Source organism: Exiguobacterium sp. s194 (assembly GCF_018618275.1).
Classification (GTDB): domain Bacteria; phylum Bacillota; class Bacilli; order Exiguobacteriales; family Exiguobacteriaceae; genus Exiguobacterium; species Exiguobacterium chiriqhucha.
Genome location: NZ_JACSLT010000002.1, coordinates 26,228 through 50,667, shown reverse-complemented (window position 1 = coordinate 50,667; position 24,440 = coordinate 26,228). Strand labels below are relative to the sequence as shown.

Sequence of the window (24,440 nt, the reverse complement as noted above, 5' to 3'; positions counted from 1 at the left end):
TTCAGACCTATCGTTTCAGAGACCACTTTCCTCTCTAAACATATCCAATTCCACTAGTAAATACAATTAATTTTTCGTTAATTCCGTGTATCTTTTCCAAAAAATCCCCCGATTGCAACATCGAGGGATTCCATGGAAATTTAAATACGTTAGGCAAAAAGACCTTATTCGGTTTCAATCAGTTCATGAAGCTGGGTGAACGGACTCGACGCCCCTGCTTTCAAATGCCCGTGCTCAATCTCTTGGAGACGGAGCGCCTCGAGTTGCATCTTCGAGGCCGCGCCCCATTTGTTCGGTCCACAATCACGAAGGGCAACCGTCCGGACCATGAGTTCCGTCGCGTCATCCGTGGCATCGAACTCGACCCAAACTTGGTTCGGTCCGCCCCAAGCGGCGATGTCTTCAGATAAATAGAGCACGCCGTCGACCCAAATCTCATAGCGCATCCGCCCCAAACCGAGCGACGACCGTTTCTCGAACGGGTTGAGCACGTTCAAATTCAAACGATACGTCTGTCCCTGTTTCGTCGTCAGGATTTGTGAGTACGCCATATGGTCGCCTTTTTGCATCGTGTTCGCCTCGAGGTGGTATGACACGTTCGTCGTCAAGCGCCGGATGGTCAACGGGATCGTCGTCTCGTCCAAACGGCCACTCGTGATGACCCCATCGAGCGCCATCCACCCTTGGTCGAGCGTTGGATGCATATAGTCACGCATTGTGTCCCGCTTGTTCACACCCCAGAACGCGAGCACCGGCCATTCGTGACCAATCACTTCATAAAATAGTTTGGCGTATAACCGGTCCCCATAATCTGGCATCAAGAACAGCTCCAGGATGGCGCGGGCGTTGAATGGGATATACGTCTCAAACGCGACATCGCTCTCGGCGAGCACTTGCTGGTGCCAGACACCCATCCGATACTCCCAGTACAACAAGTCGTACGGGTCGTAGCCGTGCAGCGTCTCAGTCGTCAAATTGACCGCGGCCACGTAGGACGTCCAAAGCGAGACGACACGCTCGTCTTCCCGCGATTTCCATGAATAACAACGAATCGCTCCTTCGACGGTCAACTCGGCCGGCAGCGTCCGGTTCTTTCGATAAAACGCTCGCCCGATTTCAAGGATGTTCGAGCGCAAGTGGCGCGTCGGACGGTCTTTGTACAGTTTCATGTATTCGTATGCGTGGGCATGACCGTGACGGGATGTCACGCTTTGCCGCAACATCGAACGGAATGCCCGCGTCTCCTCGGCTTGTTCGAACGCTCGGTCATCGACTGGGATGACGCGATGGCGAAACTGAAGGTCACGCGCCATCATCGCTGCGACTTCGACATCGATATCGAGCGATTCGACGTGATGACCTGCCGCCACGTTCTGATACGTGAACGTTTCGATGTTCGAGAGGAACGGTTTGAGAAGCGCCAACGACAGGCGACTGTCAATCCCGGCCGTGAGCGAAAAAATCATGCGTTCGTCCGACTCGAGCAGCTGATGCAGCTGATTGTCGAACCATGTCCGTAGCGGTTCGATGGCCGCCTCGACCGGCAACGCATCGAGCGGACGCCGTGGATAATAGCGTGTCATCCGGTTCGTCTCGTCCACGAAATGGTTCGGGACGAGAATACGAATCGACGCATAAATCGTGAAATGACCTGGCAAGTGATAATGGTTATGGTGTCGCAATTCGTCCGAACAGAGCGGGTGCGCCTCGGACTGGACGTCTTCTTGCAACAGTTCGAGATGCGACGCCGCTCGCAGCGGTGCATCCGTCGTAAAGTAGACACCCCGCATCCCGGTCGCGTCATGATAGAGGCGAACTGACGTGTCGTCACCCCGAATCAACACGTAGCGGCCACCCATGAAGTCGAGCGCCTCATGAAATGCGTCCACGTCTTGCCCGTTCAATCGTTCGAGCACTCCCTGTCGGTCACGCTGTTGCGCTCGGATGTCGAGGATGTCCCCGAAAGCGAGGAGCCAGCGGGCACCGTCTTGAATCAAGTCGACCGGACTGAGCGGGTCAAAATAAAAGAAATCGCCGTTCGGCAAAGTGATTGTTTCCCATCCTTCACGTTGTAGCCGTGTAGCGGTCATTAAAAATCCGCGTTGATAAGCTTGCATGCTGTCCCCTCATTCTATAGAAAATTCGTTCTTTGACTCTAAAAAAGACGAGCACCGGTCGTGCCGGCGACTCATCGACTCTGACTGATAATGGTCATCCAAATATTGGAGAAGACGCCAGCCGTCTTGGCATAATCCACAGGATCAGCCATGTTCAGTTGGACGCCGTTCTGATAGACAAACAAATGCGTCACCGTCCCACCCCCGGACGCCCCGATTGTGATGCCCCGCTTCGTGAGCGTCTCATCCGGTTCGGCGATAATGGAGACGACCGAATCGGCCCGATCGCGTCGGACAACGATGTAGCCCCGCGTCGGTTCAATATAGGCTTGGGTGAAGCCAAGCGGTTTATGGCTCCCGTTTGCGTGTATGTATAGTCCTTTTGGGTCAAGCCGCAACGCCATGCCGCTGAATCTCAATTCACTTCCCGTTACGGACGGAAGCAACACCTCATCGGCCTCGGCTTCTTGTTTTTGTTCGTAAATGACCCCCGCCAATACCAGACAGACCAGGACAAACGTCCTGATGAGAAATTGAAACTTTTGCCTCTGTTTTCGTTGTGTTCGACTCATAATTCCCCTCCAAATTATAAAGTATCCACTAAAAAATAGAACAATATAATCATACCGTACTTGTTTTAAATTTCCATAATAAATTGGGATTAATATGTATTTATTGCAGTTTCATACATAGTAAAACCGGTAGCGTCAAACGCTACCGGTTTCAAGATGGCGCAGCCCGAAGGCCTTGCTCTATTTAACCCTAAGGGAGGGTCAATGAAGGTCAACGCTAATTACTTAGCGATGTTCACCGAAGTGAACAATGGGTGTTTGTTGTTCTCGAGGTCGAGAACTTCGAACGCAGCGCCTGGTTTGAGCGTGAGCGTTTGAGCTGTCTCTGACGGAGTCAACACACGGTCAATCGTGATTTGGACTTGGTTCGACTGCGATCCCATGATTTCTGTGACTGTCGCAGATTTCGAGAGATCTTTGTCACCAACGAGGACTTTGAAGTCTTCGTAGCCATCTTCGATTGAGTACTCCGCGATTGACTCATCGAACGTGAGCGTGATGACCGCGTAGTCGCCCGATACGTTGTTCGACGTGAGAACCGCAGACGTCAAGCCTGGGAGGTCGTTCTCCGCGAACTTCTCGTTCAACGAGACTGTATCCATGACGTTGCCCACTACATCCTTGATGTTTTGGATGACGAACGCATACTTACCAGACGTTTGAATCGCGCCTTCTTTGAGCGTCAACTTGATGACGTCGCGATCTTCATCCGTGAAGACAGCTTTCTCAGCGATTGCCTTGCCTTCAATTAAGAAGTTGCCCAAGTTGAGTGACGATGGGTCGAGCTTCTCGCTGAACTTGAGATAAAGCGTGCTGTTGTCCTTCTCTTGGAAGTAGTAGCCATCAAACGTTGGCTTCTCTTTCTCGATTGGGCTCGAGACGATTGAGAACTTGATTGATTGCTCAAGGCTCTCGTTGCCGACGACATCCTTCACGAGGTTAGCCGGAAGTTTGACTGAGTAGTTTCCAAGCTCAAGATCCGAGATTGGCGTCTTGATTTGGTTCTTCGAGTAATACGAGGCGTCAGTCCATGCCGCCACTTTCTTCTCGACACCGTTCGGCGTGATGTACGAACCGTACATCTTACCGTCGCTGTAAGCACCATGCTTGAGTTCTTCAGAGAACGTGAGGACGAGGTGGTTCTTGCCGTCGATGACTTCCACTTTCGCATCTGTCACAGTCGGAGCCATCTCATCGTTCGTGAAGTTAACCAATTTCGTTGACGCAGCGCCGTAGTTGCCAGCAAGGTCGCGGAAGTGAGAAACTTTCACGTCGATTTGACCGATGAATGAGTGGTCGCGGACAGTGAGGACTTTGCCTGACTCATCGAGCCATGCGTTGTCATCAAGGTCAGCTTCGATTTCGCCGTTTGTGAGCGTGATTTTCGCGACGTGGTTGTAACGGTCCACGTAGACAGCCTCAGAGAATGTGACTGTGAGGTAGCCTGGTTTCGACGAAGACATGCCGACGACTGAAGGGTTGACCGCGTCGATGACTTTCTTCTGAACGATCTTCGTCACTGGGTTTGGCGAGATGAAGTTGCCAGCGAAGTCACGGAGACCGACGAGCGTCAACTTGTAGTCTTTGCCTGCGACGAATTGCGCGTCTGACAAGTCAAGGATGAACGATTTGCCGTCCCATGAGAGTTTGTCGACGTCTACTTTGTAGCCAGCGCCAGAAGCATCTTTCAATTCGAGTTTCTTCTCGAGCTCATCTTCCGAGTCAACGTTGACCGGCTCAGAGAACGTGAACTTCACGCGGTTGTTTTCAAGGTACTCAGGGTCGTTGAGGACCGGGCGTACGTTGTCTTCGAACGTGTAGATTTCTTTGAACGGTACGAGCGCTTTACCGTCGAGTCCTTCAATCTTCGAGCTAGCAAGCACAGCGTAGCGGCCATCGAATGTCTTCTCGGCGCGAACGACGAGCGTTTTGCCGTCTTTCGAGAGTGTGCCACGAAGTCCTTTGAGGCGTTGCGCGTCTGGAATGTGATCGATTTCGACCGTTCCATCTTTGAGCATGCCGTTATAAAGGAGTGTGCTCGCGTCTACCGGTTTCGAGAAGTTGATTTCAAGTTCCTTCGCATTGAGCAACTTGACGCTCGATACCATTGGAGCTGATTCAACAACTTTATACTTGAACGATTTTGAGACCGTTCCGTACGCTTTGTTCGTGTACGTGAATGTCGCCATGAACTCGCCGACTTTCGATGTGTCGATACCAGACCATGAACCTGGTTTCATATAGACGCGATCTGCGAACTTGACCGGCTGTGTGCGGATTCCTGAAACGGCTTCCCCTTTTTCGAAGACGAGCATTTCTTTCGGTCCGACCACTTCTTGGGCATAGTTCAAGACGCGAATGCGTTTCTCGACTTTGATGCCTTTCCCTTTGACGAAACCAACCGCCGTTTGGAAGACTCCCAATTTGTTCATGTTGACTGAAGACTTGTACCAGTGGATCTCTGATCCATGATACTTCTTGTCAAGCGCTGCATCCAAATTGCCTTGGCGTACATAATCTGAACCTAGCTTGACGACGGGCATTGCTGCTGAAGCCGACATTGCTGGTGCGACTGCTGCCGCTGTCACTGCAAACGCTGCCGCTGCTGTGACAAATTGTTTTTTGTTTGCCATCTTGTTTAAATCCTCCCTTTGGTAAAATGCGATTTCTGCGTCTTCGACTTTCTCGGTCCTCTCGATCACTCCTCAGACACCCTTACTGCCCGAGTTATGTATAGCATCGATAGGACTCGAGTCATACAAAAACAGGTATCTAAAACCATACATTGACTTTTAGCCTATGCATCGCCCTAGATTGCTTACATCCATAATATACATAACGTTTCCAGTTGAAACAAGCGACTTTTTAGCGAAAAAGGGAAATGATAATGCATTTTCATGATTTTATTTAGAATAAATATTCTGCGTTCGATTAATTACCAGTGTAACAAAATCGCATTAAATCAACAAAGTAAGCGCTACCAACATTCGAACTTATGATCAGACTTCTGTCATCAGGTTAGATTTTTATGAATCGGATGATTAAAATATAATTACCAATTATTTTATTGGTTTTTACAACATAAGATAAATAATAACCATTTATAACCAAATAATTATGTAAGTAACGTTTTCTAATAAACCATTTCGTTACCAGTTATCTCTTTATTGGATTCTTAAATAAATGATTACGCTTTTCGAATAGGACTTTTGAAGGTGAGTCCAATGGACGATACACAAAAAAATGACGGGCTTTTCGCAGAAATGTTTGATTTTATCCAGTAAATGGATATTGAATTACGGGGATTGTTGTTGCACACAACACCGACGCTCCTTATTTTTGAGAACAAAAAAAATCGCCCTTCTCCTATGAAGGGCGATTGAAACTGATGGGGATTAATAACCGACGAAACTGAGTGATTCCATGAATGCACGTTTCTCCGCAGCATAGAGTGGCCATTCGATGACGTCCTCACTGCCTTCCACCGTCACGACGATTCGGTTCTCGGGACGAACATTCGCTTTCACGAATTGGACGAGCTTCGCATCCGGTTTAAACTCAACGTATTCCGCGACCGTTCCATCCTCGTATTCAATGTACTCGATGTCGTCTTGATCAAGGTTCACTTTATACGACTTGCTGCCGACTTTCAGGCGGAGCGTGTCCATTTCAAGGAAACCATCTTCCGATTCGATGTTGAGGAAGAACTGCATGCTCGCTTTCGACGGTGAACCGTAGAAGACCGGCGCGAACGTCTCCGCATAACGGAACTCCCCATAGCTATCGAGCACTTCACGATGAACCGTCACCGGACCTGGGAAACGATAGAACTTGTTATAGAGCGCATGTTGGACGCCGAGTTTGAGCGTGCCGCCTTTATTGCCAGCGCCGTCAATCGCATACAACGAGATCGCTTGCCCTCGTTTTTGTTTTGGGATTTTAATCGCGAATTTCCCAGTCGACATGACCGGTGCTTTATAAAGTTTCGTCCCGATTTGAGCATACACCGTCGCGTACGCCTCGGCCGTCCCTGTGATTGACGTCGATGTCGTCGTCACGCTCTGTGCGACACGCGGGCGCGCTGGAGCCACACCGTCTTTAATGACTTTTGTCGAGCGCGTGACGCTTGTCGCGCCTTTCGCATCGACCGTCGTCGCACGGATGACCGTTCCGATTGGAAGGGCGACCGTCGCGCGGCGATAGACGCCTTTCGCATCATAGCGCGCCGTGTACGAAGCTGCACCGACTTGGAGTGTCACTTTCGCGCCAGGCGTTCCTGTCACGACGATTTGACGAGCCGAGTTATTGACCGTTCCGATTTTCGGCGTCGCCGGACGGGCGGCCGGATCGACGGCGACAACGACTTCCGTCGTCTCACTGACGTTGCCCGCGGCATCACGCAAGCTGACCGAGATCCGTTTGCCGACCGATTGCGGGCTCATGTTGAATTGAGCCGTCCCCGCTTCCGTGACGACACGCGTGTACACTTTGCTGTTAATGCCGATCAATGCTGTCGTGCCAGCCTCTCCTTCAATTACAAGTGACTTCGACGTATGGAGTGGCGTCGAGACGACAGGTGCGAGCGGTGCTGTGACGTCGACCGTCTCGACGACTGGTGGTTCTTCTGTTGATCCTTCTGCTTGCGCTTGGAGCGGCAAGAGTGGCGAGACGATGAGTGAACCGGCTAAGAACAATTTCAAATACGATGAATGATTCATGACTTTCCTCCATTATGTAGGTTTTACAGTTAATTGGTCGAATACCAAATTCTATTGTAATAATTCGACTTCATACAATGACGGATTTTTAATAAATCAGGTAAATGATTTCACAAAAAAACTGCTTTGGTTTCCCAAAGCAGTTCACGGTTCTCACACCTCATGAATCATTGTTGACTGGCCGCCTTGCCAGAGCCACGTGTCTTCTTGTTTCACATAGACATGCAACACCCAGAACCGGCCTTCGTAAGCGTTCGTCCCGAGAATGAAACGCTCCTCGAGCAACAGTTGCACGAGCGCGATCTCACCAGCCACCGTCTCGTCGAACGTGACGGTCTCCTGCGTAATCCACTGGACAGACGCCGGGTCAACGAACTGGTCTAAAAATGTTTCTTTATCGAACTGACGTCCGCTCGAGTCGACGTAACGAAACTCGTCATGCATGATGCCGCGCATCGCGTCCAGGTCGCCCTTGACTTGAAGTTCGGCCCGTTCGTCAGAAAGTTGTTTTAAGTTGATGGTTTCCATTGATGTACCTACCTTTCGCGTCCATCATAACATACTCGTATGCTCGAGTCGTCTCACTTGTAATGGTCATCTTCATTGTTCGATTGAATGTAACCACATCGGTAGTATTCTTTTTCTTATCCTCTATTCCCTGTATACTTATCAATATACAGTTAATCCCATTTCGAGAGGACTATGCTTATGGATTTGATCGACCCGTTCATCTGGCAACTCGTCATCGTCCCTATCCTCACCATCGGGACCGGTGTCCTTATTGCATTACGATTCGAAAAGGCTTATATCGCCCCGCTCATCACGTTGGTGCTCAATCTCGCAATTGAAATGACGATGGGCCTCGCGTACTACGGGACGCTCACTTCTCCATCGTCTTGGAATTGGCTTTTCCCGATTCCCTCGTTTCTCGTAGCCTATACGTTTCTCAGTAAACGGAAAACTGAGCGCCAGACAGAAAAACATTCCTGAGCCCTAATCATTCTGACAGTTTCAATATTGACATTCTGACTTCAGCCCGTTAAAGTAACGATAACATTCATACGAACTCGCGATGAGAAAGAAGAGTAGCGTGAAGATTCGTCTCCAGAAAGCCGGTGGTCGATGCGAACCGGTGACGTGTCTCACGTGAATGGGCTTTTGAGCGTTCAGACCGATACGTAGGCTCTGACGGGTCCTCCCGTTACCGAGGATAGCGAATGATTGTTCGCGATGAGTGGGGGGAGCTCCCCCAACGAAGGTGGCACCACGGGTCCCCCGTCCTTCATGTCTTTTTTAGACATGTCGGGCGGGGGACTTTTTTTATTTCAAGGAGGAGATCATATGAAACAACTTATCATCAACGGCGACGAACTGACACCAGTGGCCATCTTTCATCGATTAGAGGGCGAACGGAAAGTACTGCTCGAGAGCCGCGCCGAAGGCAAGCATGGCCGTTACTCGATTATCGCCTCCAGTCCGGTCGAGACGATTCGCGCCAACGGCAACGAAGTGACCGACGCATCCGGCACGATGCACACGGACGACCCGCTTGCCTTGTTATCAGAACTGGTTTCGCGAGACACGCCGGATGCCCCCTATCCGTTCATCGGTGGTGCCGTCGGTTATATCGGCTATGACATGCAACGCGTCTATGAACCGATTCCGAACACACCTAGCGAGACTCGCGGTTTGCCGGATGCCTTGTTCCAACGATATGAGACGGTCGTTCTCTATGATCACGTCGAGGAGCAGGTCATCGTGATCGACACCGGGGATGATGATGCTGAGAAGCGACTCCACCACGTCAAACTGGCACTCGAGACGGCGAAGACACACGAGCTCGCCCCTGTCGTCCGCACGAGTGAACGCGTATTGACTGGCAAGGATGAGTTCGTCGAACGCGTCTTGCAGGCGAAAGAAGCCATCCTCGCCGGTGAGGTGTTCCAGCTCGTCTTGTCCCAACGGATCGATGCGACGTTCACCGGCGACCCGTTCCACTTCTATCGGACGCTCCGGAAACAGAACCCGAGTCCGTACTTGTTCTATATCGATCTGGGCGAGGCAATCGTCCTCGGGGCGTCCCCGGAGAGTCTCGTTCGCGTCGAGGGCAATCGCGTCTCGACGAATCCGATTGCGGGCACGCGCCCCCGCGGCAAGACAATCGAAGAAGACGTGCGTCACGCCGCTGATCTCATTCAAGACGAGAAAGAACTCGCCGAGCACCGCATGCTGCTCGACCTCGGTCGCAACGACATCGGCCGGGTCGCCAAAGTCGGCTCGGTCACGATTCCGAAACAGATGGAAGTCGAGCGCTTCAAAAACGTCATGCATCTCGTCTCCGAGGTCGAGGGCGAACTGCGTGACAACTTGAATCCGATTGATGCGTTACGTGCCTGTCTCCCGGCCGGTACCGTCTCCGGCGCCCCGAAGATTCGGGCGATGCAGCTGATTGACGAATTGGAGACGGTGAAACGCGAAGTATATGCCGGGGCCGTCGGGTATCTCGACGTCCGGGGCGGCTATGATTTCGCTCTCGCCATCCGGACGATGGTCGTTCAAGGAGATACGGCCTACGTCCAAGCGGGCGCCGGTATCGTCTACGACTCGGACCCGGTGTCAGAATATGAAGAGACGTTGCATAAAGCCAAATCCCTTTTGGAGGTGTTCGCATGATTCTACTTATCGATAACTACGACTCGTTCACGTACAACGTGTATCAAGATGTCGCCCGGTTCAGCGACGTGACGGTCATCCGTAATGATGAACTGACAATCGACGCGATCCGCGACCTCAATCCGGCTGGCATCATCATCTCTCCGGGTCCAGGTGGCCCACTGGATGCCGGTGTGTCGCTCGACGTCGTCCGCTCTTTGTCTGGCACCATCCCCATCCTCGGCGTCTGTCTCGGTCATCAAGTCATCGCCGAAGCGTTCGGGGGGACGGTCGGACGGGCCGAGCAGGTCATGCATGGGAAGACGTCCGTGATCGAGACAATACCGAGCGTCTTGTTCGATGGGAATCCGAGCGAGGTCATGCGCTATCATTCGCTCGTCATCCAAGAGACGGACCTCATCGTAACCGCTCGCACGACGGACGGTGTCATCATGGCACTCGAGCATCCCGAACACCCGACGTATGGCGTCCAGTACCATCCCGAGTCGATTGGCACACCGGACGGACGCGACCTGTTCGAGCGCTTCGTTGAGATTTGCCATACAAAAAGACCGAGGAACGTGTCCTCGGTCTGAGCGTCAGGCTTTCAAGAAATCTTCAAATTGAAAGTCATGCTTGTCGAGCATGATTTGATCTGGCGTAACACCACTTTGACGCAACGCAGCAATTGTCGCATGCAAGAAATCATCGCTGCCGACCACATAAAACAGCCCATTCCGGTCTGCCGCTAGTGCCTCGACCTTCTGGTAATAGTCTGGACGACTGTCGACAAACTCGGCCGTAAAGGCGTCTGTTGACGCGAATACATCGTTAAACAGATATTCTTTCGACGAGTCGACGTTCAACGAGTGGAGGTGCGGCACGCCTTCCCCATTCGCCAAATACGCGAGCACGAGCGGACGGAACGTCGCAATGCCGACACCCGACGACAACAGATAGACGTTCTTCCCCTCCCGTTTCAACGGAACGTTCGAATGCGTCTTGAAGATGGCGACCTTGTCCCCGATGTTCATGTCACGCAAGATTGATTTAAACGTCGAGCATTCCGGTTTGACCCGGGTCGTGATACCGATTGCGCCTTCATGCGGCAACGTCGAGATCGACATATGGCGAATCAACGTCCGGTTCGGTCGATCTTCCTTGTTAAATCCCTCGAGCGCGAAGTGTGTGTGCGCCCCTTCTTCCCATGTGAAGCCAGCCGGCAGTTCAAGTTTGAACGTGTAGGTGTCTTTTGATTCCTCCACGACTTGTTGAATTGGTGTCCAGTAAATCTGCATCGAATCCCACCCTTTCTTTAATAGACTGCGATTGGCCCATATGGCCCTTGAATAATCTCCAGTTTCGTCTCGAATATGTCAGATAGGATGTCTGCATCCATAATCTCCTCGACCGTACCGAAGGCGGCGATGTTCCCGTCTTTCATCGCACAGATGCGGTCCGAATATTTCGCTGCGAAGTTGATGTCATGGAGCACCGTGACGATTGTCCGTCCGAACTCGTCAGCGACGTGGCGCAAGTACTCCATCATCTGGACCGATCGAGCGATATCGAGGTTATTGAGTGGCTCATCGAGGAGCACGTATTCCGTCTCCTGACAGAGCACCATCGCGACGTACGCCCGTTGGCGCTGTCCACCCGACAATTCATCGAGATAGCGATGCTCGAGCGACGTCAAGTCGAGGAAGTCGATATATTTCGAGATAATCCGTTCATCCTCTTGCGTCAACCGCCCTTTTGAGTACGGGAAGCGTCCGAAGCCCGCGAGCTGACGGACGGTGAGACGCGTCACGAAATGGTTCTCTTGCAGTAAGATCGTGACGATTTTCGCCAAGTCTTTCGATTTCGCGCTCGACACGTCCAGGCCGGCGACATGGATTTGACCCGCGTCCAAGTCGAGCAACCGGCCGATCATCATGAGCGTCGTCGATTTCCCTGCCCCGTTCGGTCCGATCAACGACGTGAATCCAGCTTTCGGGATGTCGAGATTGATCGGTCCGATTTGGACGTCATCCGTATATGTTTTTTGTACTTGTTCAAGTTGAATCATAATGACCTCTTCCGTAAAATCACCGCTAAGAAAATCACGCCGCCGAACAGTTCAATAATGACGGACACGACACTCGGTGTATTGAGAATGTGATACATAAAGAAGTACGCGCTCGTCAGAACGAAGAACCCAAGCGCGAACGCCAGCGGAAACACGTACTTATGATCGTACGTCGCTGCCACTTGATAGCTGAGCGTCGCCACCAAGAATCCGAAGAACGTCAACGGTCCAATCAGCGCCGTCGATACCGACATAAGGAGCGAGATTAAGACGAGCGTAAAGATGACGCTCCGGCGATGGTTCACCCCGAACGATGTCGCCACGTCTTTCCCGAGTGCGACGACGTTCAAGCGATTGGAGAAGCTATACAACAACGTCCCGACGACAATCACAATCGGGATAACAATCGGGAAGTAGGCGGCATCGGCATGCATCACCGAACCGAACAGGCGAGCCTGCAGGACGTCGAACTCGGACGGCGCGAGCATGCGGCGCATGAACGAGGACACCGAGTTCAAGCCGGTCCCGATGATAATGCCGATGAGAAGCATGAGTTGCAGATTGCCATATTTCCCTGACAAGAGCCAGCCATACAAGAGCAGACTCATGAGCACCATGAGGCCCACCTGGGTCAAAAAGGCACCGGTTCCCGAAAAACCGATTAACGCCCCTGCCCCGAAGAAGAAAATCATGCTTGTCTGAATCGTCGAGTAGAGTGCGTCGAACCCGAGTAATGATGGCGTGATGATCCGGTTGTTCGTCACCGAATGAAACGCGACCGTCGCCATGCTTTGACAGAGCGCGGCAATCGCCATCGTGATGACGGCGACAATCCGACGCTCGACGACCGGGACGAACGACGGCGAGTCGAACGGGACCGGATTGTTATAGACGAGTAATCCGAACGCACAGAGCAATCCGCCGATGATGAAGAAGGCAAGGAATAGCCAGTAGCGGCGCTGTTCTCGTTTCGAACGGAACGCCGTCGCACACCGTTCTTCTGTATGCACGGATCGACCATCGACATCATACGCTTCCCGTGGCTTCGTCTTATTTTCAATAAGTGTGCTCATCGTACCCCTCCCGTCTTCCGTTGTCTCATGAGAATCGCGATGAACACGATTGATCCGACCGTCCCGAGAATGAGTGATACCGGCAATTCGAACGGCATGATGATCGTCCGCGAAATCAAATCGCTGACGAGGACCGTTCCCATCCCGATGACGCATACCCACGGCAAGTTGCTGCGCAGGTCATCCCCGCGAAACATCGAAACGATGTTCGGAACGATGAGCCCGAGAAACGGCAGATTGCCGATGACCGTCGCCACGACCCCGACCGCGAGTGCAATCAGTCCCGTCGCAATCAAGATGAGGCGGTTGTAGTTGACGCCGAGGCTCGTCGCGATGTCTTCTCCGAGTCCAGCGAGCGTCAAGCGATTCGCAAGGATGAAAATGAAGAACGTGACGAGGATGATGAGCCACAAGTATTCATAACGTCCTACCTGCACCGATGCGAACGACCCGACGAACCAACCTTCGATCGTCTGGCTTGCTTGAAAGAATAGACCGAGAAACGTTGACACGGCCGAGACGACCGCCCCGAGCATGAGTCCAATAATCGGGACAATCAACGACGAGCGGAGTTTGACCGAGCGCAGAAACCAGAAGAAGACCATCGTTCCGATGAATGAAAAGACGATCGCCCCCGTCATCCGCATCATGAGCGTCGGAGCCGGGACAAGCAGATACACAGCGAGCAGGCCGAGCCCCGCCCATTCGAGTGTACCGGTCGTCGTCGGTTCGACGAGACGGTTTTGCGTGATCAGTTGCATGACCAGTCCCGACATCGCCATGGCGGCACCGGTCAACATGATGGCAATCGTACGCGGGACGCGGGTGATCCAAAACATGTCCGACCCACCTTCTTGACGAATGTCGTAGACGCCGGTCACGAGCGAAAGGCCCGCCAATATGAACACCACAAGCATTGCTACGATAAAGGACTTCGTCCATATGTTAGAAAAGGAGGGCTGAGACAATGTCTCAACCCTTGCTGTCATTGGTTTTTGCACAACGTGACTCCCTTATTTCGAAAGCGCGGCTGCGATGTCGTTGAATAGTTCAGAATAAGTTTGAATCGACTCGTTGATGTACGTATCGTTCGGCGCATACACGATTTTTTCGTCTGTCACGGCTTTCGTTTTTTGGAGTGCCGGTGCGTTATCAATCACGTCCGCTGCAGGTACAGCATCTTCCATGCTTGAAATGGCCGCATCACGGTCGAGGACGAGCAACCAATCTGGGTCACTCTCAGCAATCGCTTCAACCGATACCTCATCCCCTTGGTGATCACCTGTCGTTTTCGCTACTTCGAGGGCAGGTGTCCAGTCAAAGATGTCATACATCGGTCCGAAGACACGCCCCGTATTTGGTGCCGAGAAGCCGATATCGCCGCCTGAGACGATGACTGACATCACCTTGTCCTCACTATCGTATGCCTCTTTCACACTGTCGATCGATGCTTCAAAGCTAGCGATGAGCTCATCTGCTTCTGTTTCTTTTTCAAAGATTTGGCCGAGTGAACGTGTCGTCGTCTCAAAGCCTTCCACCAAGATTTCTCCTGGCGTGCCCGCATCTTCGGGAAGTTCGATGTCCAAGTTGATGACGGCCGCTTCTGGGACCAATTTTTTAATGTCTTCGTAGTAGTCGGCGAATCGTTGTCCGACGATGACGACATCCGGATCCACACCGGCGATCGCTTCTAAGTTCGGCTCATTGTGCATCCCAACGTCTACGATGTCTTTATCGTTTTTATAAGGCAAGTCCGCTGGAATCAATCCAATTGGCGCCGCGACTAAGTCGATGCCCCAATCCGAGAGCGTCTCGAACGTTCGGTTGTCGAGCGCGACGACCTTCTCCGGATTGACCGGTACGTCGATTGTTCCATGTGCGTCTGTGATTTCAACTGTCTTCGGTGTCGTCTCGGCTTCCGCGCTTCCTTCGTCTTTCGTTTCGTCCGTGCTACCGCATGCGGCTAGCGTGAAGACGAGTGATGTGAGCATGACTGCTGCTTTCCATTTCCCCATTCTTTCCATCTCCCTATGTATCTGTTTTTGAATGACGACCTTCTCAGTGAGTCCGCGACTAGCCCACGTTTCTGCTCTATGTAAGGAATACTGATGCTTTCTCACTGATAATGATTATCATTATCGTTTTCATTGAGAAGCATAACAAACAAAAATAGGTTGTGCAATGCCAAATTTTCAAATTGGAAATGGAAATATTATTCTTTCTATTTAATGCCGATAAAAAAAGAAAGCGGAACGCCTGTCCACTTTCTAAGCAAATAGAGTTCATTCGGTCACTCTCATTTGTCCGATTACGCTTCCGAAATCCCGTTAGCGAGCACCAACAAAAAAATCCAAATCGATAGCGGCACAATCAATCCAAGATTCCCGACGAGACTGAACACACGCACCGTCTTGTCTTTTGAGAACAGGCCCCAAATCAATGTGGCAATCAGGGCGACATCTAGAACAATGTAGACCCATATGGCCGTAATCAAGTTCAAATCCGGGAAAAAGCGGCCGTTCACAGTGAACAGCGCCACGATTGTCAAAATAGAAAGTCCAAACGTCACGTAAAGCGGTGCATAACGTCGTTGAATCATATAATCACCCCACTTTTCTGTTGCACCATCTGTCGGCAACGAAGGATGCACGTCTCGACGTATCCATCGAGCTGGTGCGGCAAAAACATCTTATACGTCCCTTCCTCTGTCGCCTCCGCATCCCGCTTGACTTTGAGAATCAGTGCCAGCAGCTCGTCTCCTGCAGCATCGGTTAACACGTCGAATTCGAAGGCGTCCAATCGCTGCGTCAAACGAGCGTTATACGCATCAAAATCGGCGTAATACATCGCCTGCTTTTCCGGGTCTTTCGTGATGACTTGCTTGAGCCAGGCCTTATAAAATCCTTGCAACCAAATCTCGTCGGCGACGAGATGGCAATAATACCCGAGGCGGAACGATCGATCTTCGTCCACACTGTCCGCCCAATATTGATCAAGGTCGAGCCGTCTTGTCATATCCTCATGCCGTCCCGCGTAATAGTGCGTGTTTTGTTTAGACGTCGTCGCATCGGGCGCAAGATTTCCCAACAAAAAAGCCGTGCGATCGACATCTGTCAAATGCGCCAACACCTCATTCGCGATGACGAGATGCATCAAATGTGAACCCATCATCTCTACCCCCTTTTCCTAATTATCCCATTCATGTATTCATCTCGACAACCCAACTCTAGTCTGATACGCTTACTATACTGACCGTTCAGTATAGTAAGGAGGGCACACATGAGTAAAAAACAATTGTTACTGCGGACCGCCGCACAGATCATTCAAACCGAGGGCATTCAACAACTGTCGATGGACCACTTAGCCAAACGCGCCGGTATCACGAAAGGTGGCGTCTTATACCACTTTGAAAGCAAGGCCAACCTGTTGCAACAGATGAATAGAATGGCACTCGATGAATTTGAAAATCGGATCGTCCATCATCAAACCGGGTTAAATGGTCCTTATCCGTTCACACGCGCCTACGCCCTCGCGACGCTCGATTATAGCGATGGTGATGCCGACTTGATTGCCGTCTTCATCTCATCCCAAGAAGATGCGAGCGGAACGCTTTGGAATGACGCCGCCAAACGATGGGATAAACAGTTCGCCGCGGATGGTCCTGACGCTGATTGTGTGCTCGAACTTCGACTGCTCTGTGACGGGTTTTGGTTCGCATTGACATATGGCTATAGCGCTACGTTCAAAGATCGGGCCGCCCGCATCATCCGACAAAAGTGCGACTCGCTGTCAAAAGGAGAATCGTAACATGGGCTTCGTCTATCTCGTCGGTGCCATCGTCTCTGAACTGTTCGGTTCGAGCATGTTGAAGCTGAACGCGACGACAACGAGCCGCCTGCCCGTCCTTGGTGTCGCCTTCGGTTACGTGACGGCATTTTACTTGTTGTCGCTCGCCCTTCTTTCCATCCCGCTCAGTTTCGCCTATGCGTTTTGGAGCGGGGTCGGCACGGCGGCGACGGCGCTGATCGGCTTCCTCGTCTTCAAGGAACAAGTCCGGATTCAGACCGTCATGGGCATCGGGCTTGTCATCATCGGGCTCGTCTTGATGAAACTATGAGGAGGGAAATCATGAAATCCTATGGAATCTTACTCGTATCGATTGCGTTCGAGGTGCTCGGGACGTCGATGTTGAAGCTGTCGGACGGATTTACCAATCTGTTCCCGAGTCTCGTTCTCTTAATCAGCTTCGCCATTTCGTTCACGTTGATGGGCATCGTCTTGAAGACCATTCCGCTCAGCATTGCCTATAGCGTCTGGGCCGGGCTCGGCACGGTCGCGACCGGGCTGATTGGGGTGTTCGTGTACGGGGAAGTGCTGTCGACGTTGAACAGCATCGGCCTGACTGTCATCGTGCTCGGCGTCATCGTCATGAATCTTGGAAAACGGGAGGAGCAACCACATGCTGGCTGACTTAATCGAACAACAGGAACGGGCATTACTGACGACCGACGTGCGCACATCGTCTGAGCATTTGCGCCGTCTACTCACGGATGATTTTTTTGAAATCGGCAGTTCCGGACGCATGTTATATCGGACGGCATCTGCCGCCACGATGGACCTCGGCGAGATTCAAATCACCCTATCCGACTTCTCACTGGAGACCGTTCAAGACGACGTCGTCCTGGCCACGTATCGGACCGAAGACCACTCCACCGGACGCATCGCCTTGCGCAGTTCGATTTGGGTGAACGTTGATGGCCAATGGAAGATGCGTTTCCATCAAGGGACAATCGTTCCGCCTTCTTGAAACTAAATCGTCACCTAAAAAGGGAGTGTCCCAATCGACACTCCCTTTCGTCGTACCTGATTCATTTTTGTACACACCCATCATGTTCATTTTGCTTATAATCAACCCATCCGATGAGATGAAAGGATGATGAACATGGATCAACAAACAAAAAAGCAATGGCTTCAATCCGTACGTCCGAGGCGTTCCGTAGACGAACAGCTGGCCATCAAGGCATCCCGGGAAGCGAAATTGACGTTCGAGCCGACCATCCCGCTCGATGCCATCCGTAAAAAACGACCAACCATCACCGTCACGTTCACGGTCGGCGGCTTCGGCGTCCATAACGAGTCCACCATCACGTTTTTTGAAGATGGCGCGGTCAAACGAGAAGTCATCTGGCGTGAAGAGTTCGACTTAAGCACGGCGATTCCCCGTTCCGGTTGGTACAACGAAACAGATGCTTTCCGCGTCCATGAGCGATTCGTGTCGCTCGTCTCACATCGCTGGCCTGAAGTATTCGAGGAAAAAGGATGCTTCACGATGGACGGGACGCAATGGAACTTCACCGTGAACCGTCACGGTAAACTGTTGCATCAACATGGTGGCAGCAACGCCTATCCTTCCAATTGGAAAGCTGTCATCGAACTGTTCGGGATCTCTTGAACGAAAAAAAGAGCACCCACAGCGGGCACTCTCCATTCAGAGGGCTTGAATCATCTCGACTCGATTGCCGAACGGGTCGCGGAACTCGAACCGGTCGAATCCAGGAATCGGGATACCTGTGAGCCGCTCAATCCCTTCCGCCTCGAGCTTCTGTCCCCATTCCGCTAAATCGGTCACGGCGTAGGCGACGTGTCCTTTCGTCGACAGCCGGTCAACCCCGTCCTCGGTCCCGACGTGGACGCTACGGTCGCCGACCTCGAGCCAAAACCCGCCCCGTCCTTGAAGTGACACCGGCTTCTCGATTTCTAGAAGACCGAGCACGCCGCAATAAAACGCACGGGCACGGACTTCCTCCCCTTTCGGGATGGTGATTTGCACGTGATGGATGCCTTGAATCATGTCGTTTTCCCCTTTCGATACGTCAACCCGACGAACTGAAGTTTTTGGTTGAACAGGCGTGGATACGCGAGATAACCGACCATGACCGCCGAGATCGACGCGGTCGTCAAAATGAGAAACAAGATGAGCAACTGATACAACACGGCTTCCATCGGGTCGGCCCCGCCGATGATGAGACCGCTCATCATACCCGGAAGTTGGACGAGCCCCATCGTCTTCTGTGCCTCGACCGTCGGGATCATGCTCGTGCGGATGGCGCTCTTCAAACTGCGCTCGATCGCTGCCTTCGGTGTGCCGCCGAACGACAAGATGAGCTCAATCACTTCATCGCTCCGCTCGACCTCGTCTTTGAACTTGTTCAAAAACAGGAGCGACAACACCATACAGTTCCCGATGACCATGCCGCTGATCGGGATGACTTTCTCCGGCTCGAACGGGATGATGCCGAGCCCGAGCATGAGGCCCATCGTCAGCGTCTCGACCGTGACGAGCGTGAGCAGAATCATCCATGTGATGCCAGGGATGCCGTCCCCTTTCTTGATGATGTTCTGCGTCGCCGCCCCAATCATCAACAGAATCATGAGCAACATGAACACCGGACTGTCGCTATCGAAGACGAACGTCAAAATGTAGCCGATGATGAGCAACTGAACAATCGACCGCACCGTCGCAATCAAGATGTCGCGTTCGAGCCCGAGTTTCAAGAACAACGCCAAACCGAGCGGGATGGCGACAAAAATCAATGAGGTCATCAGTTCGATGAACGTCATAGCTCTTCCCCCCTCACGAAACGACCGATCATCGGGTTATCGGACTCATCGATGAACGTCGCGTCGCCGAATTCAATCAATTCCCCGTTTCGCAAAAACCACATGTCATCACTGACACGTCGGGCTTGATCCAAGTCGTGCGTGATCCAGACGACGGTGACCCCGAAGTCTTTTTGCAGTCTCACAATCAACCGCTCAATCTCTTTCACAGTCCGATAGTCGAGGCTCGCCGTAATCTCGTCCAACAACAGCACGTCCGGCTTGTTGACGAGCGTCCGGGCAATGGCGACACGACTCCGTTCCCCGCCCGACAACGTCTTGATCGGTTGGTCGAGCGAGATGCCGCCCAAGTCGACTTTCTGTAACAGGTCCGCCGCCCGCTCCCGTTCGAGCGTCTCACCGAAGATGGCTTTCGGCAAGTTCATGTTGTCGTACACCGTCCCGTCAATCATCGGCGCGCTTTGAAACGCCATGCCGATTCGCTGGCGCAGTTCGATGACGTCGATCGAATCGATGTTCTCCCCTTTGAAGTAAATCGCGCCGGCGTCCGGTGATAACAGACCGTTGATGTGCTTCAGGCACGTCGTCTTGCCGGCACCGCTCGGGCCGACGAACGTCGTGATGCGTCCTTCCCGGAAATAACCGGACACGTTATGTAAAATGTCTCCATGACTCACGTTTTTGAATTCAATAATCTGCATCGGTGTCGTCCCCCATCATGTCATGCTGTCTGTCTCAAGCAATGAATACATATACAAATCGTCATATTTCCCTTGCGTTAACTCATACCCCCGTAGCAACCCTTCTCGCGTAAATCCGACCCGTTCGAGGAGCTGTTGTGACGCGGTATTCGCCGGCTCGACGAGCGCCTCGATACGATGGAACCCGAGTTGTGTGAACCCATGACGAACGACCGCTCGGAGCGCCTCACCAGCAATACCTCTTCCCCAATGATCCGAGCTGAGCTCAAACCCGATTTCTACCCTCTGGTGCTTCGCTGAAACGTTCAAAAATCCGCAACTGCCGATGACCTCGTCTTGCCCGGTCAACGTGATGCCCCAGCGGACACCTGTCCCTTCCTCGAGAATTGAGTCGTACCAGGCAATCTCTTCTAACGCATCCTCTAACGACGTGAACGGGTCGAGTCCCATATGGCGGACGACTTCAGGTTTCGATAAATACGCCAACAGGTGCGGCGCATCGTCCGCTATCACCCGCCGTAACGTCAGCCGATTGGTGCTGAGTGACATCACGATCGGTACCCTTCCTCGACGACAACATCACCATTCGCATCGAGTAGCGGTGTGATGCCACCACCTGTCCCGACCCATGTCTGGATATAGTTCACGCCGGTGGCCGTATCGACGAGGATGGTGATTTGCCCGAGTTCCGGCAGTTGTTCCGTCAATTTTACTTGAAACCGTTTCGTTCCTGCCGCTTCTTCTGCTGTTTTCTTTTTGAATAACATCCTACCCCCACCTTTCTACTTCTAACTGTACGCAACATAGCTTCTCGTTTCAATGAATGAGAGACATCCATGGCTGCCGGATGCGAAACCCCTTTAATCCATACAAAAAAACACGCCAGACTGTGGCGTGTTCAAGAATAGCTCCGCTCGATGACGAAGCTCGTCTTATCCCCTCTAAAGTAGGAACGTGAATATTCAATCGTACGTCCAGAGGCGTCCTCGGTCACCGTCTCGATATAGAAACACGGCGTACCGAGTGGACAGTCGAGCAGCCCACTCACTTTCTCATCAGCGAGGGCAATCTCGAGCGCCTCCGTCGTCTTGGCGACATGGACGTCATGGACTTGTGACAACGTCTGAAAGAGCGAGTGCTCGGCCTGGTTTTTCGTGATGCCCGGTGCGACCTGCCATGGGATGAACGATACTCGACCGCGCTTCCCTTGTACGGCGATGAACGGTGCCAGCCGGCTTGGTAAAAGCGTTCCGTACGATTCTGGTCTTGATTGAGCTCGCCAATGAGATGGCCGTAATTTGCCCGGACGCTTGGCTCGTTAACTTCACGAATCTTGCCCGTATCGTCATCAAAATTCACCTGACGACGCCATCATCACGAAGTCAGGTCCGCTTCCAATCACCATCGGGTCACTCCCGCTGCCAATCAAAGGATTCATCACAAATTTGAAGACGTTTGAACAACTCGCGATTCAAGAGATTATCTCAGGTTCGCACCACGACGCCTATCCCGCCGGCTTGATGAATCCACTCATCCAAGATGAGTAAAGATTGATTCAGCTATTCGATGCGTATGAAGCGCGTTTACCACAATTCAACTTATTTAGGCGATGTTTTTCGCATCTCTAAGCGTCTCAGGACGCGTTCTACGGTGACGGCGTCACACGAGATACGCTCGATGCGATTCAACCTGGAGACTCGATTGAGGTCATGGTCCACCCGGCCGATCTCGATCCCATACTCCCGAGCGTCACGTCTTACCTCGATGCACATCTCGTCGAGAAAGACCTGCTCACCTCCTATCACCGCCCCGATTGGTGGGCATAACAAAAGCGAGTCCTTATGCGGGACTCGCTTTTGTCATAGCTGGAAATGTTGTTTGATTCGTTCAGCGACCGTCGCCGCATCGAGATGCGTGTTGTTGATGCGCAAATAGTTGTCGACGTCGAGTTCCCCGTGCTGTGAGTTCAATCGATAGAGCGTCGCCGTCTGCTTCAACTCACCTTCCGACCAGGCGATATCCCGCTTCGTCGGCTTATGTGTCAGCCGGTTCTCCGTTTGGTTGCGGATCAGCCGCTCTTCGATGTCCGCCTCGAGCTCGACGTAGTAGATATCGGCCCCGTTCGACTCGAACAGGTCGGTCACTTGTTTGATATACGCCCAGTCCTCTACTAAATCAAACGCCCAGACGTACGTGAAAATCATTCCGTCCAAGTCACTTTTCGCGACCGCTTCGAACAGCTCATGGCGGAACAGCTGGACGAGGCGGCGGCCTTCGTCCGTCCCATAACTGAAGAACGGACTGACGAGATCAATCGTCATATGGTTATGGAACAGCTTTAAATCCGTGATGCTGGCGAGCTCTTGTCCGACCGTCATCTTACCGACGGCTTGTGGACCGAATAATACGACGAACTTCATATCTAATCCCATCCCTACTGTCATTTTCAACAGCATATCATATTGCTCGACTCATCGAATAGGAACGGAAGGCACGGGTCGTCCAAAAGGGCTGCATGTCGGTTTCCCCTTTCTGAAACGTTACTCTAACCCATTCCCGTTTTAAAAAAAGTCAGTCCAAATCCAGATAAATGTGTGTGCCCCAACAAATATTTGTTTACCCCTGCTTCATATGAGGAATAGGCATATCATCTATGTGTATGAAGGAAGGTGTCATCCCGTGACTTGTCCACGCTGCGGAGCGAAGACCCGCTCGAAAACCACTGTTTGTCCGACGTGTGGCCATCGCCCACGTCGCTTGAAATGGATTGCTGTCCCCATCGTCATTGCACTCATCGCATTCGTCTCGTTTTTAACGAACGCCTATCTTACCGACAGCCCGCGCTCGAGTGATTCACTCGCCGACAAAGTCGATTTGAACATCACGAAAGACACGGTCTCAGCCGATGGTGCCACTACCGTAGACCTTGAGACGTTGCAAGATAGCCTGTATACCGTCGGAACGGGTACCGGGTTTCTGATTAGCCCGCAAGATGTATTGACGGCGGCCCATAACGTCGCCGGCATCACTCGCGTCACGATGAAGCATGGGGACAAGACGGTGAATGGAACGGTCATCGGCCGGACTGACGCCATCGCCGTCATCCGCATCGAAAAAGTGAAAGCGCCCCCATTCTCGTTCAGTCACGCGATTGTCAGACCAGACGAATCGGTGTTGACACTCGCACCGGACGACCAGATTGAAGGAACGCTCACGTTCGAAGAAGACAGCTATCGCCGCGAATTCGATTTACCGAACCGCGCCATCGGCAGCCCGATCGTCACGGCCAATGGACGGGTGCTCGGTCTTCACTTGGTGACGAAGACTCTCCCGGTCGCCTTGTTCGAACAAGACGTACTGTCGTTCCTCGAGTCAGACACACCGGCACCGCCACCGACGACAAAACGAAATACCCCGGCCGCCGAACTCGCACCGGTCGCACCAATCACACCGGTCCCGAAACGTGAGGACCCGGTCGAACCCGCTCCGGCGCCTGAACCGGAACCAGCCCCCGAACCGGAACCGGAAGCTGAAGCAGCGCCAGACACATCGGAACCGATCGAGCCTACAGTTGAAGAACCGGCACCGGTCGAGGAAGAGCCTCCGGCCGAATCGGAACAACCTGCTGAAGAATCGGAGGCTCCTCCCGTCACGGAACAACCGACCGAGCCCGACGTCCCCGTGACCGAACCGGCCGAACCGGTCGAGCCGGAACAACCGGCAGTTCAAGAAAAAGAAGCGGAGGCGGCACCAGTCAAGAAACAAGACAAGCCGAAAGCCACCGCTAAACCTGACAAGAAAGAGACACCGCCCGTCGTCAAGGAGAAACCGGTCGCCGATGACACGACCGAAGAAGCCACAGACGAGCCGGCTTCAGTTGGAACTGAAGATGAAGAAAGCACGCCATCGGAATGATGA

General features: G+C 52.4%; 30 protein-coding genes and 1 other annotated feature. Of the genes, 11 read left to right on the top strand and 19 right to left on the bottom strand.

Translation table 11 applies throughout. The features are described 5' to 3' along the window. Positions 1-164: 164 nt before the first annotated feature. The 5 genes from KNP85_RS02200 to KNP85_RS02180 all read right to left on the bottom strand — a co-directional run bounded on the left by KNP85_RS02200 (position 165) and on the right by KNP85_RS02180 (position 7,935). Positions 165-2,117: an asparagine synthetase B family protein gene (locus tag KNP85_RS02200; RefSeq protein WP_214801042.1), complete on the bottom strand. Its 1,953-nt coding sequence runs from the start codon at positions 2,115-2,117 to the stop codon at positions 165-167. 71 nt (positions 2,118-2,188) lie between these two features. Further along, positions 2,189-2,689 carry a hypothetical protein gene (locus KNP85_RS02195; RefSeq protein ID WP_214801039.1) on the bottom strand — a complete coding sequence of 167 codons (501 nt, stop codon included), beginning with the start codon at positions 2,687-2,689 and terminating at the stop codon, positions 2,189-2,191. Between the two features lie 221 nt (positions 2,690-2,910). Beyond that, the gene (locus KNP85_RS02190) at positions 2,911-5,322 is read right to left on the bottom strand and encodes an Ig-like domain-containing domain (RefSeq protein ID WP_214801036.1); all 2,412 of its coding nucleotides are present in this window, start codon (positions 5,320-5,322) and stop codon (positions 2,911-2,913) included. A 762-nt stretch (positions 5,323-6,084) separates the two neighbouring features. Continuing rightward, the gene (locus KNP85_RS02185; RefSeq protein WP_021066423.1) at positions 6,085-7,407 is read right to left on the bottom strand and encodes an Ig-like domain-containing protein; all 1,323 of its coding nucleotides are present in this window, start codon (positions 7,405-7,407) and stop codon (positions 6,085-6,087) included. A 153-nt stretch (positions 7,408-7,560) separates the two neighbouring features. Beyond that, positions 7,561-7,935 (bottom strand): nuclear transport factor 2 family protein, encoded by a 375-nt coding sequence (locus KNP85_RS02180; protein ID WP_029594901.1) that lies wholly within the window; start codon positions 7,933-7,935, stop codon positions 7,561-7,563. 180 nt (positions 7,936-8,115) lie between these two features. Here KNP85_RS02180 and KNP85_RS02175 point away from each other — a divergent pair, with 180 nt between their 5' ends. The 3 genes from KNP85_RS02175 to KNP85_RS02165 all read left to right on the top strand — a co-directional run bounded on the left by KNP85_RS02175 (position 8,116) and on the right by KNP85_RS02165 (position 10,655). Further along, on the top strand, positions 8,116-8,397 hold the full coding sequence (locus KNP85_RS02175) for a hypothetical protein (RefSeq protein WP_214801034.1): 282 nt from the start codon (positions 8,116-8,118) through the stop codon (positions 8,395-8,397). A 73-nt stretch (positions 8,398-8,470) separates the two neighbouring features. Beyond that, positions 8,471-8,693: a binding site (T-box leader), on the top strand. 55 nt (positions 8,694-8,748) lie between these two features. Next, positions 8,749-10,080 carry an anthranilate synthase component I gene (gene trpE, locus KNP85_RS02170; protein ID WP_214801031.1) on the top strand — a complete coding sequence of 444 codons (1,332 nt, stop codon included), beginning with the start codon at positions 8,749-8,751 and terminating at the stop codon, positions 10,078-10,080. Beyond that, on the top strand, positions 10,077-10,655 hold the full coding sequence (locus tag KNP85_RS02165; protein ID WP_214801028.1) for an anthranilate synthase component II: 579 nt from the start codon (positions 10,077-10,079) through the stop codon (positions 10,653-10,655). The genes trpE and KNP85_RS02165 overlap by 4 nt, the downstream gene beginning before the upstream one ends. 3 nt (positions 10,656-10,658) lie before the next feature. Here the strand turns inward: KNP85_RS02165 and KNP85_RS02160 are convergent, their stop codons facing one another. From KNP85_RS02160 to KNP85_RS02130, 7 genes are all read right to left on the bottom strand, one after another. Beyond that, the gene (locus KNP85_RS02160) at positions 10,659-11,357 is read right to left on the bottom strand and encodes a ferredoxin--NADP reductase (protein WP_214801024.1); all 699 of its coding nucleotides are present in this window, start codon (positions 11,355-11,357) and stop codon (positions 10,659-10,661) included. Between the two features lie 17 nt (positions 11,358-11,374). After that, a complete protein-coding gene (locus KNP85_RS02155; RefSeq protein ID WP_214801021.1) occupies positions 11,375-12,127 on the bottom strand; it encodes an iron ABC transporter ATP-binding protein in 753 nt (250 codons plus the stop codon). Beyond that, entirely contained in the window at positions 12,124-13,200 is a 1,077-nt protein-coding gene (locus KNP85_RS02150; RefSeq protein WP_214801018.1) for an iron chelate uptake ABC transporter family permease subunit, read from the bottom strand. The genes KNP85_RS02155 and KNP85_RS02150 overlap by 4 nt, the downstream gene beginning before the upstream one ends. Then, positions 13,197-14,189: an ABC transporter permease gene (locus tag KNP85_RS02145; RefSeq protein ID WP_251136206.1), complete on the bottom strand. Its 993-nt coding sequence runs from the start codon at positions 14,187-14,189 to the stop codon at positions 13,197-13,199. Before KNP85_RS02145 ends, KNP85_RS02150 begins: the two co-directional genes overlap by 4 nt. A gap of 24 nt (positions 14,190-14,213) precedes the next feature. Then, positions 14,214-15,215, bottom strand: coding sequence for a siderophore ABC transporter substrate-binding protein (locus KNP85_RS02140; RefSeq protein WP_214801015.1), 1,002 nt, complete (start codon positions 15,213-15,215; stop codon positions 14,214-14,216). A gap of 293 nt (positions 15,216-15,508) precedes the next feature. Further along, a complete protein-coding gene (locus KNP85_RS02135) occupies positions 15,509-15,799 on the bottom strand; it encodes a hypothetical protein (protein ID WP_029594892.1) in 291 nt (96 codons plus the stop codon). Next, the gene (locus KNP85_RS02130; protein WP_214801012.1) at positions 15,796-16,368 is read right to left on the bottom strand and encodes a zinc dependent phospholipase C family protein; all 573 of its coding nucleotides are present in this window, start codon (positions 16,366-16,368) and stop codon (positions 15,796-15,798) included. Before KNP85_RS02130 ends, KNP85_RS02135 begins: the two co-directional genes overlap by 4 nt. 111 nt (positions 16,369-16,479) lie before the next feature. Here KNP85_RS02130 and KNP85_RS02125 point away from each other — a divergent pair, with 111 nt between their 5' ends. From KNP85_RS02125 to KNP85_RS02105, 5 genes are all read left to right on the top strand, one after another. Then, a complete protein-coding gene (locus KNP85_RS02125) occupies positions 16,480-17,007 on the top strand; it encodes a TetR/AcrR family transcriptional regulator (RefSeq protein ID WP_214801010.1) in 528 nt (175 codons plus the stop codon). Position 17,008: 1 nt separating this feature from the next. Beyond that, positions 17,009-17,317 carry a DMT family transporter gene (locus KNP85_RS02120; RefSeq protein ID WP_214710875.1) on the top strand — a complete coding sequence of 103 codons (309 nt, stop codon included), beginning with the start codon at positions 17,009-17,011 and terminating at the stop codon, positions 17,315-17,317. 11 nt (positions 17,318-17,328) lie between these two features. Further along, complete coding sequence (locus KNP85_RS02115) at positions 17,329-17,670, top strand: DMT family transporter (protein ID WP_214801007.1); 342 nt, start codon at positions 17,329-17,331, stop codon at positions 17,668-17,670. Next, the gene (locus KNP85_RS02110) at positions 17,660-18,007 is read left to right on the top strand and encodes a nuclear transport factor 2 family protein (RefSeq protein WP_214801004.1); all 348 of its coding nucleotides are present in this window, start codon (positions 17,660-17,662) and stop codon (positions 18,005-18,007) included. Before KNP85_RS02115 ends, KNP85_RS02110 begins: the two co-directional genes overlap by 11 nt. Positions 18,008-18,142: 135 nt before the next feature. Beyond that, on the top strand, positions 18,143-18,652 hold the full coding sequence (locus KNP85_RS02105; RefSeq protein ID WP_214801001.1) for a hypothetical protein: 510 nt from the start codon (positions 18,143-18,145) through the stop codon (positions 18,650-18,652). Between the two features lie 36 nt (positions 18,653-18,688). On the opposite strand, the gene KNP85_RS02100 is transcribed toward KNP85_RS02105, so the two are convergent. The 6 genes from KNP85_RS02100 to KNP85_RS02075 form a co-directional block, all read right to left on the bottom strand. Continuing rightward, on the bottom strand, positions 18,689-19,051 hold the full coding sequence (locus KNP85_RS02100) for a VOC family protein (RefSeq protein ID WP_214800998.1): 363 nt from the start codon (positions 19,049-19,051) through the stop codon (positions 18,689-18,691). After that, positions 19,048-19,821, bottom strand: coding sequence for an ABC transporter permease (locus tag KNP85_RS02095; RefSeq protein ID WP_214800995.1), 774 nt, complete (start codon positions 19,819-19,821; stop codon positions 19,048-19,050). Before KNP85_RS02095 ends, KNP85_RS02100 begins: the two co-directional genes overlap by 4 nt. Continuing rightward, entirely contained in the window at positions 19,818-20,522 is a 705-nt protein-coding gene (locus KNP85_RS02090; RefSeq protein WP_214718158.1) for an ABC transporter ATP-binding protein, read from the bottom strand. Before KNP85_RS02090 ends, KNP85_RS02095 begins: the two co-directional genes overlap by 4 nt. Positions 20,523-20,537: 15 nt before the next feature. Next, on the bottom strand, positions 20,538-21,071 hold the full coding sequence (locus tag KNP85_RS02085) for a GNAT family N-acetyltransferase (RefSeq protein WP_214801442.1): 534 nt from the start codon (positions 21,069-21,071) through the stop codon (positions 20,538-20,540). Continuing rightward, positions 21,071-21,289: a DUF6440 family protein gene (locus tag KNP85_RS02080; RefSeq protein ID WP_214718161.1), complete on the bottom strand. Its 219-nt coding sequence runs from the start codon at positions 21,287-21,289 to the stop codon at positions 21,071-21,073. The genes KNP85_RS02085 and KNP85_RS02080 overlap by 1 nt, the downstream gene beginning before the upstream one ends. 131 nt (positions 21,290-21,420) lie before the next feature. Further along, entirely contained in the window at positions 21,421-21,705 is a 285-nt protein-coding gene (locus tag KNP85_RS02075) for a UTRA domain-containing protein (RefSeq protein WP_353048909.1), read from the bottom strand. 104 nt (positions 21,706-21,809) lie between these two features. On the opposite strand from KNP85_RS02075, the gene KNP85_RS15855 reads away from it, so the two are divergent. After that, the gene (locus KNP85_RS15855) at positions 21,810-21,971 is read left to right on the top strand and encodes a hypothetical protein (protein WP_215188179.1); all 162 of its coding nucleotides are present in this window, start codon (positions 21,810-21,812) and stop codon (positions 21,969-21,971) included. Beyond that, complete coding sequence (locus KNP85_RS02065; protein ID WP_214763612.1) at positions 21,896-22,069, top strand: family 4 glycosyl hydrolase; 174 nt, start codon at positions 21,896-21,898, stop codon at positions 22,067-22,069. The genes KNP85_RS15855 and KNP85_RS02065 overlap by 76 nt, the downstream gene beginning before the upstream one ends. A 312-nt stretch (positions 22,070-22,381) precedes the next feature. Here KNP85_RS02065 and KNP85_RS02060 read toward each other — a convergent pair whose 3' ends face one another. Further along, positions 22,382-22,942, bottom strand: a complete 561-nt coding sequence (locus tag KNP85_RS02060; protein WP_214800989.1) for an AAA family ATPase — start codon at positions 22,940-22,942, stop codon at positions 22,382-22,384. Positions 22,943-23,201: 259 nt separating this feature from the next. Between KNP85_RS02060 and KNP85_RS02055 the strand changes: the two genes are divergently transcribed. Beyond that, on the top strand, positions 23,202-24,437 hold the full coding sequence (locus tag KNP85_RS02055; protein ID WP_214800987.1) for a trypsin-like peptidase domain-containing protein: 1,236 nt from the start codon (positions 23,202-23,204) through the stop codon (positions 24,435-24,437). Positions 24,438-24,440 lie beyond the last annotated feature (3 nt).

Coding starts and splice junctions, on each gene's coding strand:
- KNP85_RS02200 (WP_214801042.1), bottom strand. CDS start 2,117: ATGCAAGCTTATCAACGCGGATTTTTAATGACCGCTACACGGCTACAA.
- KNP85_RS02195 (WP_214801039.1), bottom strand. CDS start 2,689: ATGAGTCGAACACAACGAAAACAGAGGCAAAAGTTTCAATTTCTCATC.
- KNP85_RS02190 (WP_214801036.1), bottom strand. CDS start 5,322: ATGGCAAACAAAAAACAATTTGTCACAGCAGCGGCAGCGTTTGCAGTG.
- KNP85_RS02185 (WP_021066423.1), bottom strand. CDS start 7,407: ATGAATCATTCATCGTATTTGAAATTGTTCTTAGCCGGTTCACTCATC.
- KNP85_RS02180 (WP_029594901.1), bottom strand. CDS start 7,935: ATGGAAACCATCAACTTAAAACAACTTTCTGACGAACGGGCCGAACTT.
- KNP85_RS02175 (WP_214801034.1), top strand. CDS start 8,116: ATGGATTTGATCGACCCGTTCATCTGGCAACTCGTCATCGTCCCTATC.
- trpE (WP_214801031.1), top strand. CDS start 8,749: ATGAAACAACTTATCATCAACGGCGACGAACTGACACCAGTGGCCATC.
- KNP85_RS02165 (WP_214801028.1), top strand. CDS start 10,077: ATGATTCTACTTATCGATAACTACGACTCGTTCACGTACAACGTGTAT.
- KNP85_RS02160 (WP_214801024.1), bottom strand. CDS start 11,357: ATGCAGATTTACTGGACACCAATTCAACAAGTCGTGGAGGAATCAAAA.
- KNP85_RS02155 (WP_214801021.1), bottom strand. CDS start 12,127: ATGATTCAACTTGAACAAGTACAAAAAACATATACGGATGACGTCCAA.
- KNP85_RS02150 (WP_214801018.1), bottom strand. CDS start 13,200: ATGAGCACACTTATTGAAAATAAGACGAAGCCACGGGAAGCGTATGAT.
- KNP85_RS02145 (WP_251136206.1), bottom strand. CDS start 14,189: ATGACAGCAAGGGTTGAGACATTGTCTCAGCCCTCCTTTTCTAACATA.
- KNP85_RS02140 (WP_214801015.1), bottom strand. CDS start 15,215: ATGGGGAAATGGAAAGCAGCAGTCATGCTCACATCACTCGTCTTCACG.
- KNP85_RS02135 (WP_029594892.1), bottom strand. CDS start 15,799: ATGATTCAACGACGTTATGCACCGCTTTACGTGACGTTTGGACTTTCT.
- KNP85_RS02130 (WP_214801012.1), bottom strand. CDS start 16,368: ATGGGTTCACATTTGATGCATCTCGTCATCGCGAATGAGGTGTTGGCG.
- KNP85_RS02125 (WP_214801010.1), top strand. CDS start 16,480: ATGAGTAAAAAACAATTGTTACTGCGGACCGCCGCACAGATCATTCAA.
- KNP85_RS02120 (WP_214710875.1), top strand. CDS start 17,009: ATGGGCTTCGTCTATCTCGTCGGTGCCATCGTCTCTGAACTGTTCGGT.
- KNP85_RS02115 (WP_214801007.1), top strand. CDS start 17,329: ATGAAATCCTATGGAATCTTACTCGTATCGATTGCGTTCGAGGTGCTC.
- KNP85_RS02110 (WP_214801004.1), top strand. CDS start 17,660: ATGCTGGCTGACTTAATCGAACAACAGGAACGGGCATTACTGACGACC.
- KNP85_RS02105 (WP_214801001.1), top strand. CDS start 18,143: ATGGATCAACAAACAAAAAAGCAATGGCTTCAATCCGTACGTCCGAGG.
- KNP85_RS02100 (WP_214800998.1), bottom strand. CDS start 19,051: ATGATTCAAGGCATCCATCACGTGCAAATCACCATCCCGAAAGGGGAG.
- KNP85_RS02095 (WP_214800995.1), bottom strand. CDS start 19,821: ATGACGTTCATCGAACTGATGACCTCATTGATTTTTGTCGCCATCCCG.
- KNP85_RS02090 (WP_214718158.1), bottom strand. CDS start 20,522: ATGCAGATTATTGAATTCAAAAACGTGAGTCATGGAGACATTTTACAT.
- KNP85_RS02085 (WP_214801442.1), bottom strand. CDS start 21,071: ATGTCACTCAGCACCAATCGGCTGACGTTACGGCGGGTGATAGCGGAC.
- KNP85_RS02080 (WP_214718161.1), bottom strand. CDS start 21,289: ATGTTATTCAAAAAGAAAACAGCAGAAGAAGCGGCAGGAACGAAACGG.
- KNP85_RS15855 (WP_215188179.1), top strand. CDS start 21,810: ATGGCCGTAATTTGCCCGGACGCTTGGCTCGTTAACTTCACGAATCTT.
- KNP85_RS02060 (WP_214800989.1), bottom strand. CDS start 22,942: ATGAAGTTCGTCGTATTATTCGGTCCACAAGCCGTCGGTAAGATGACG.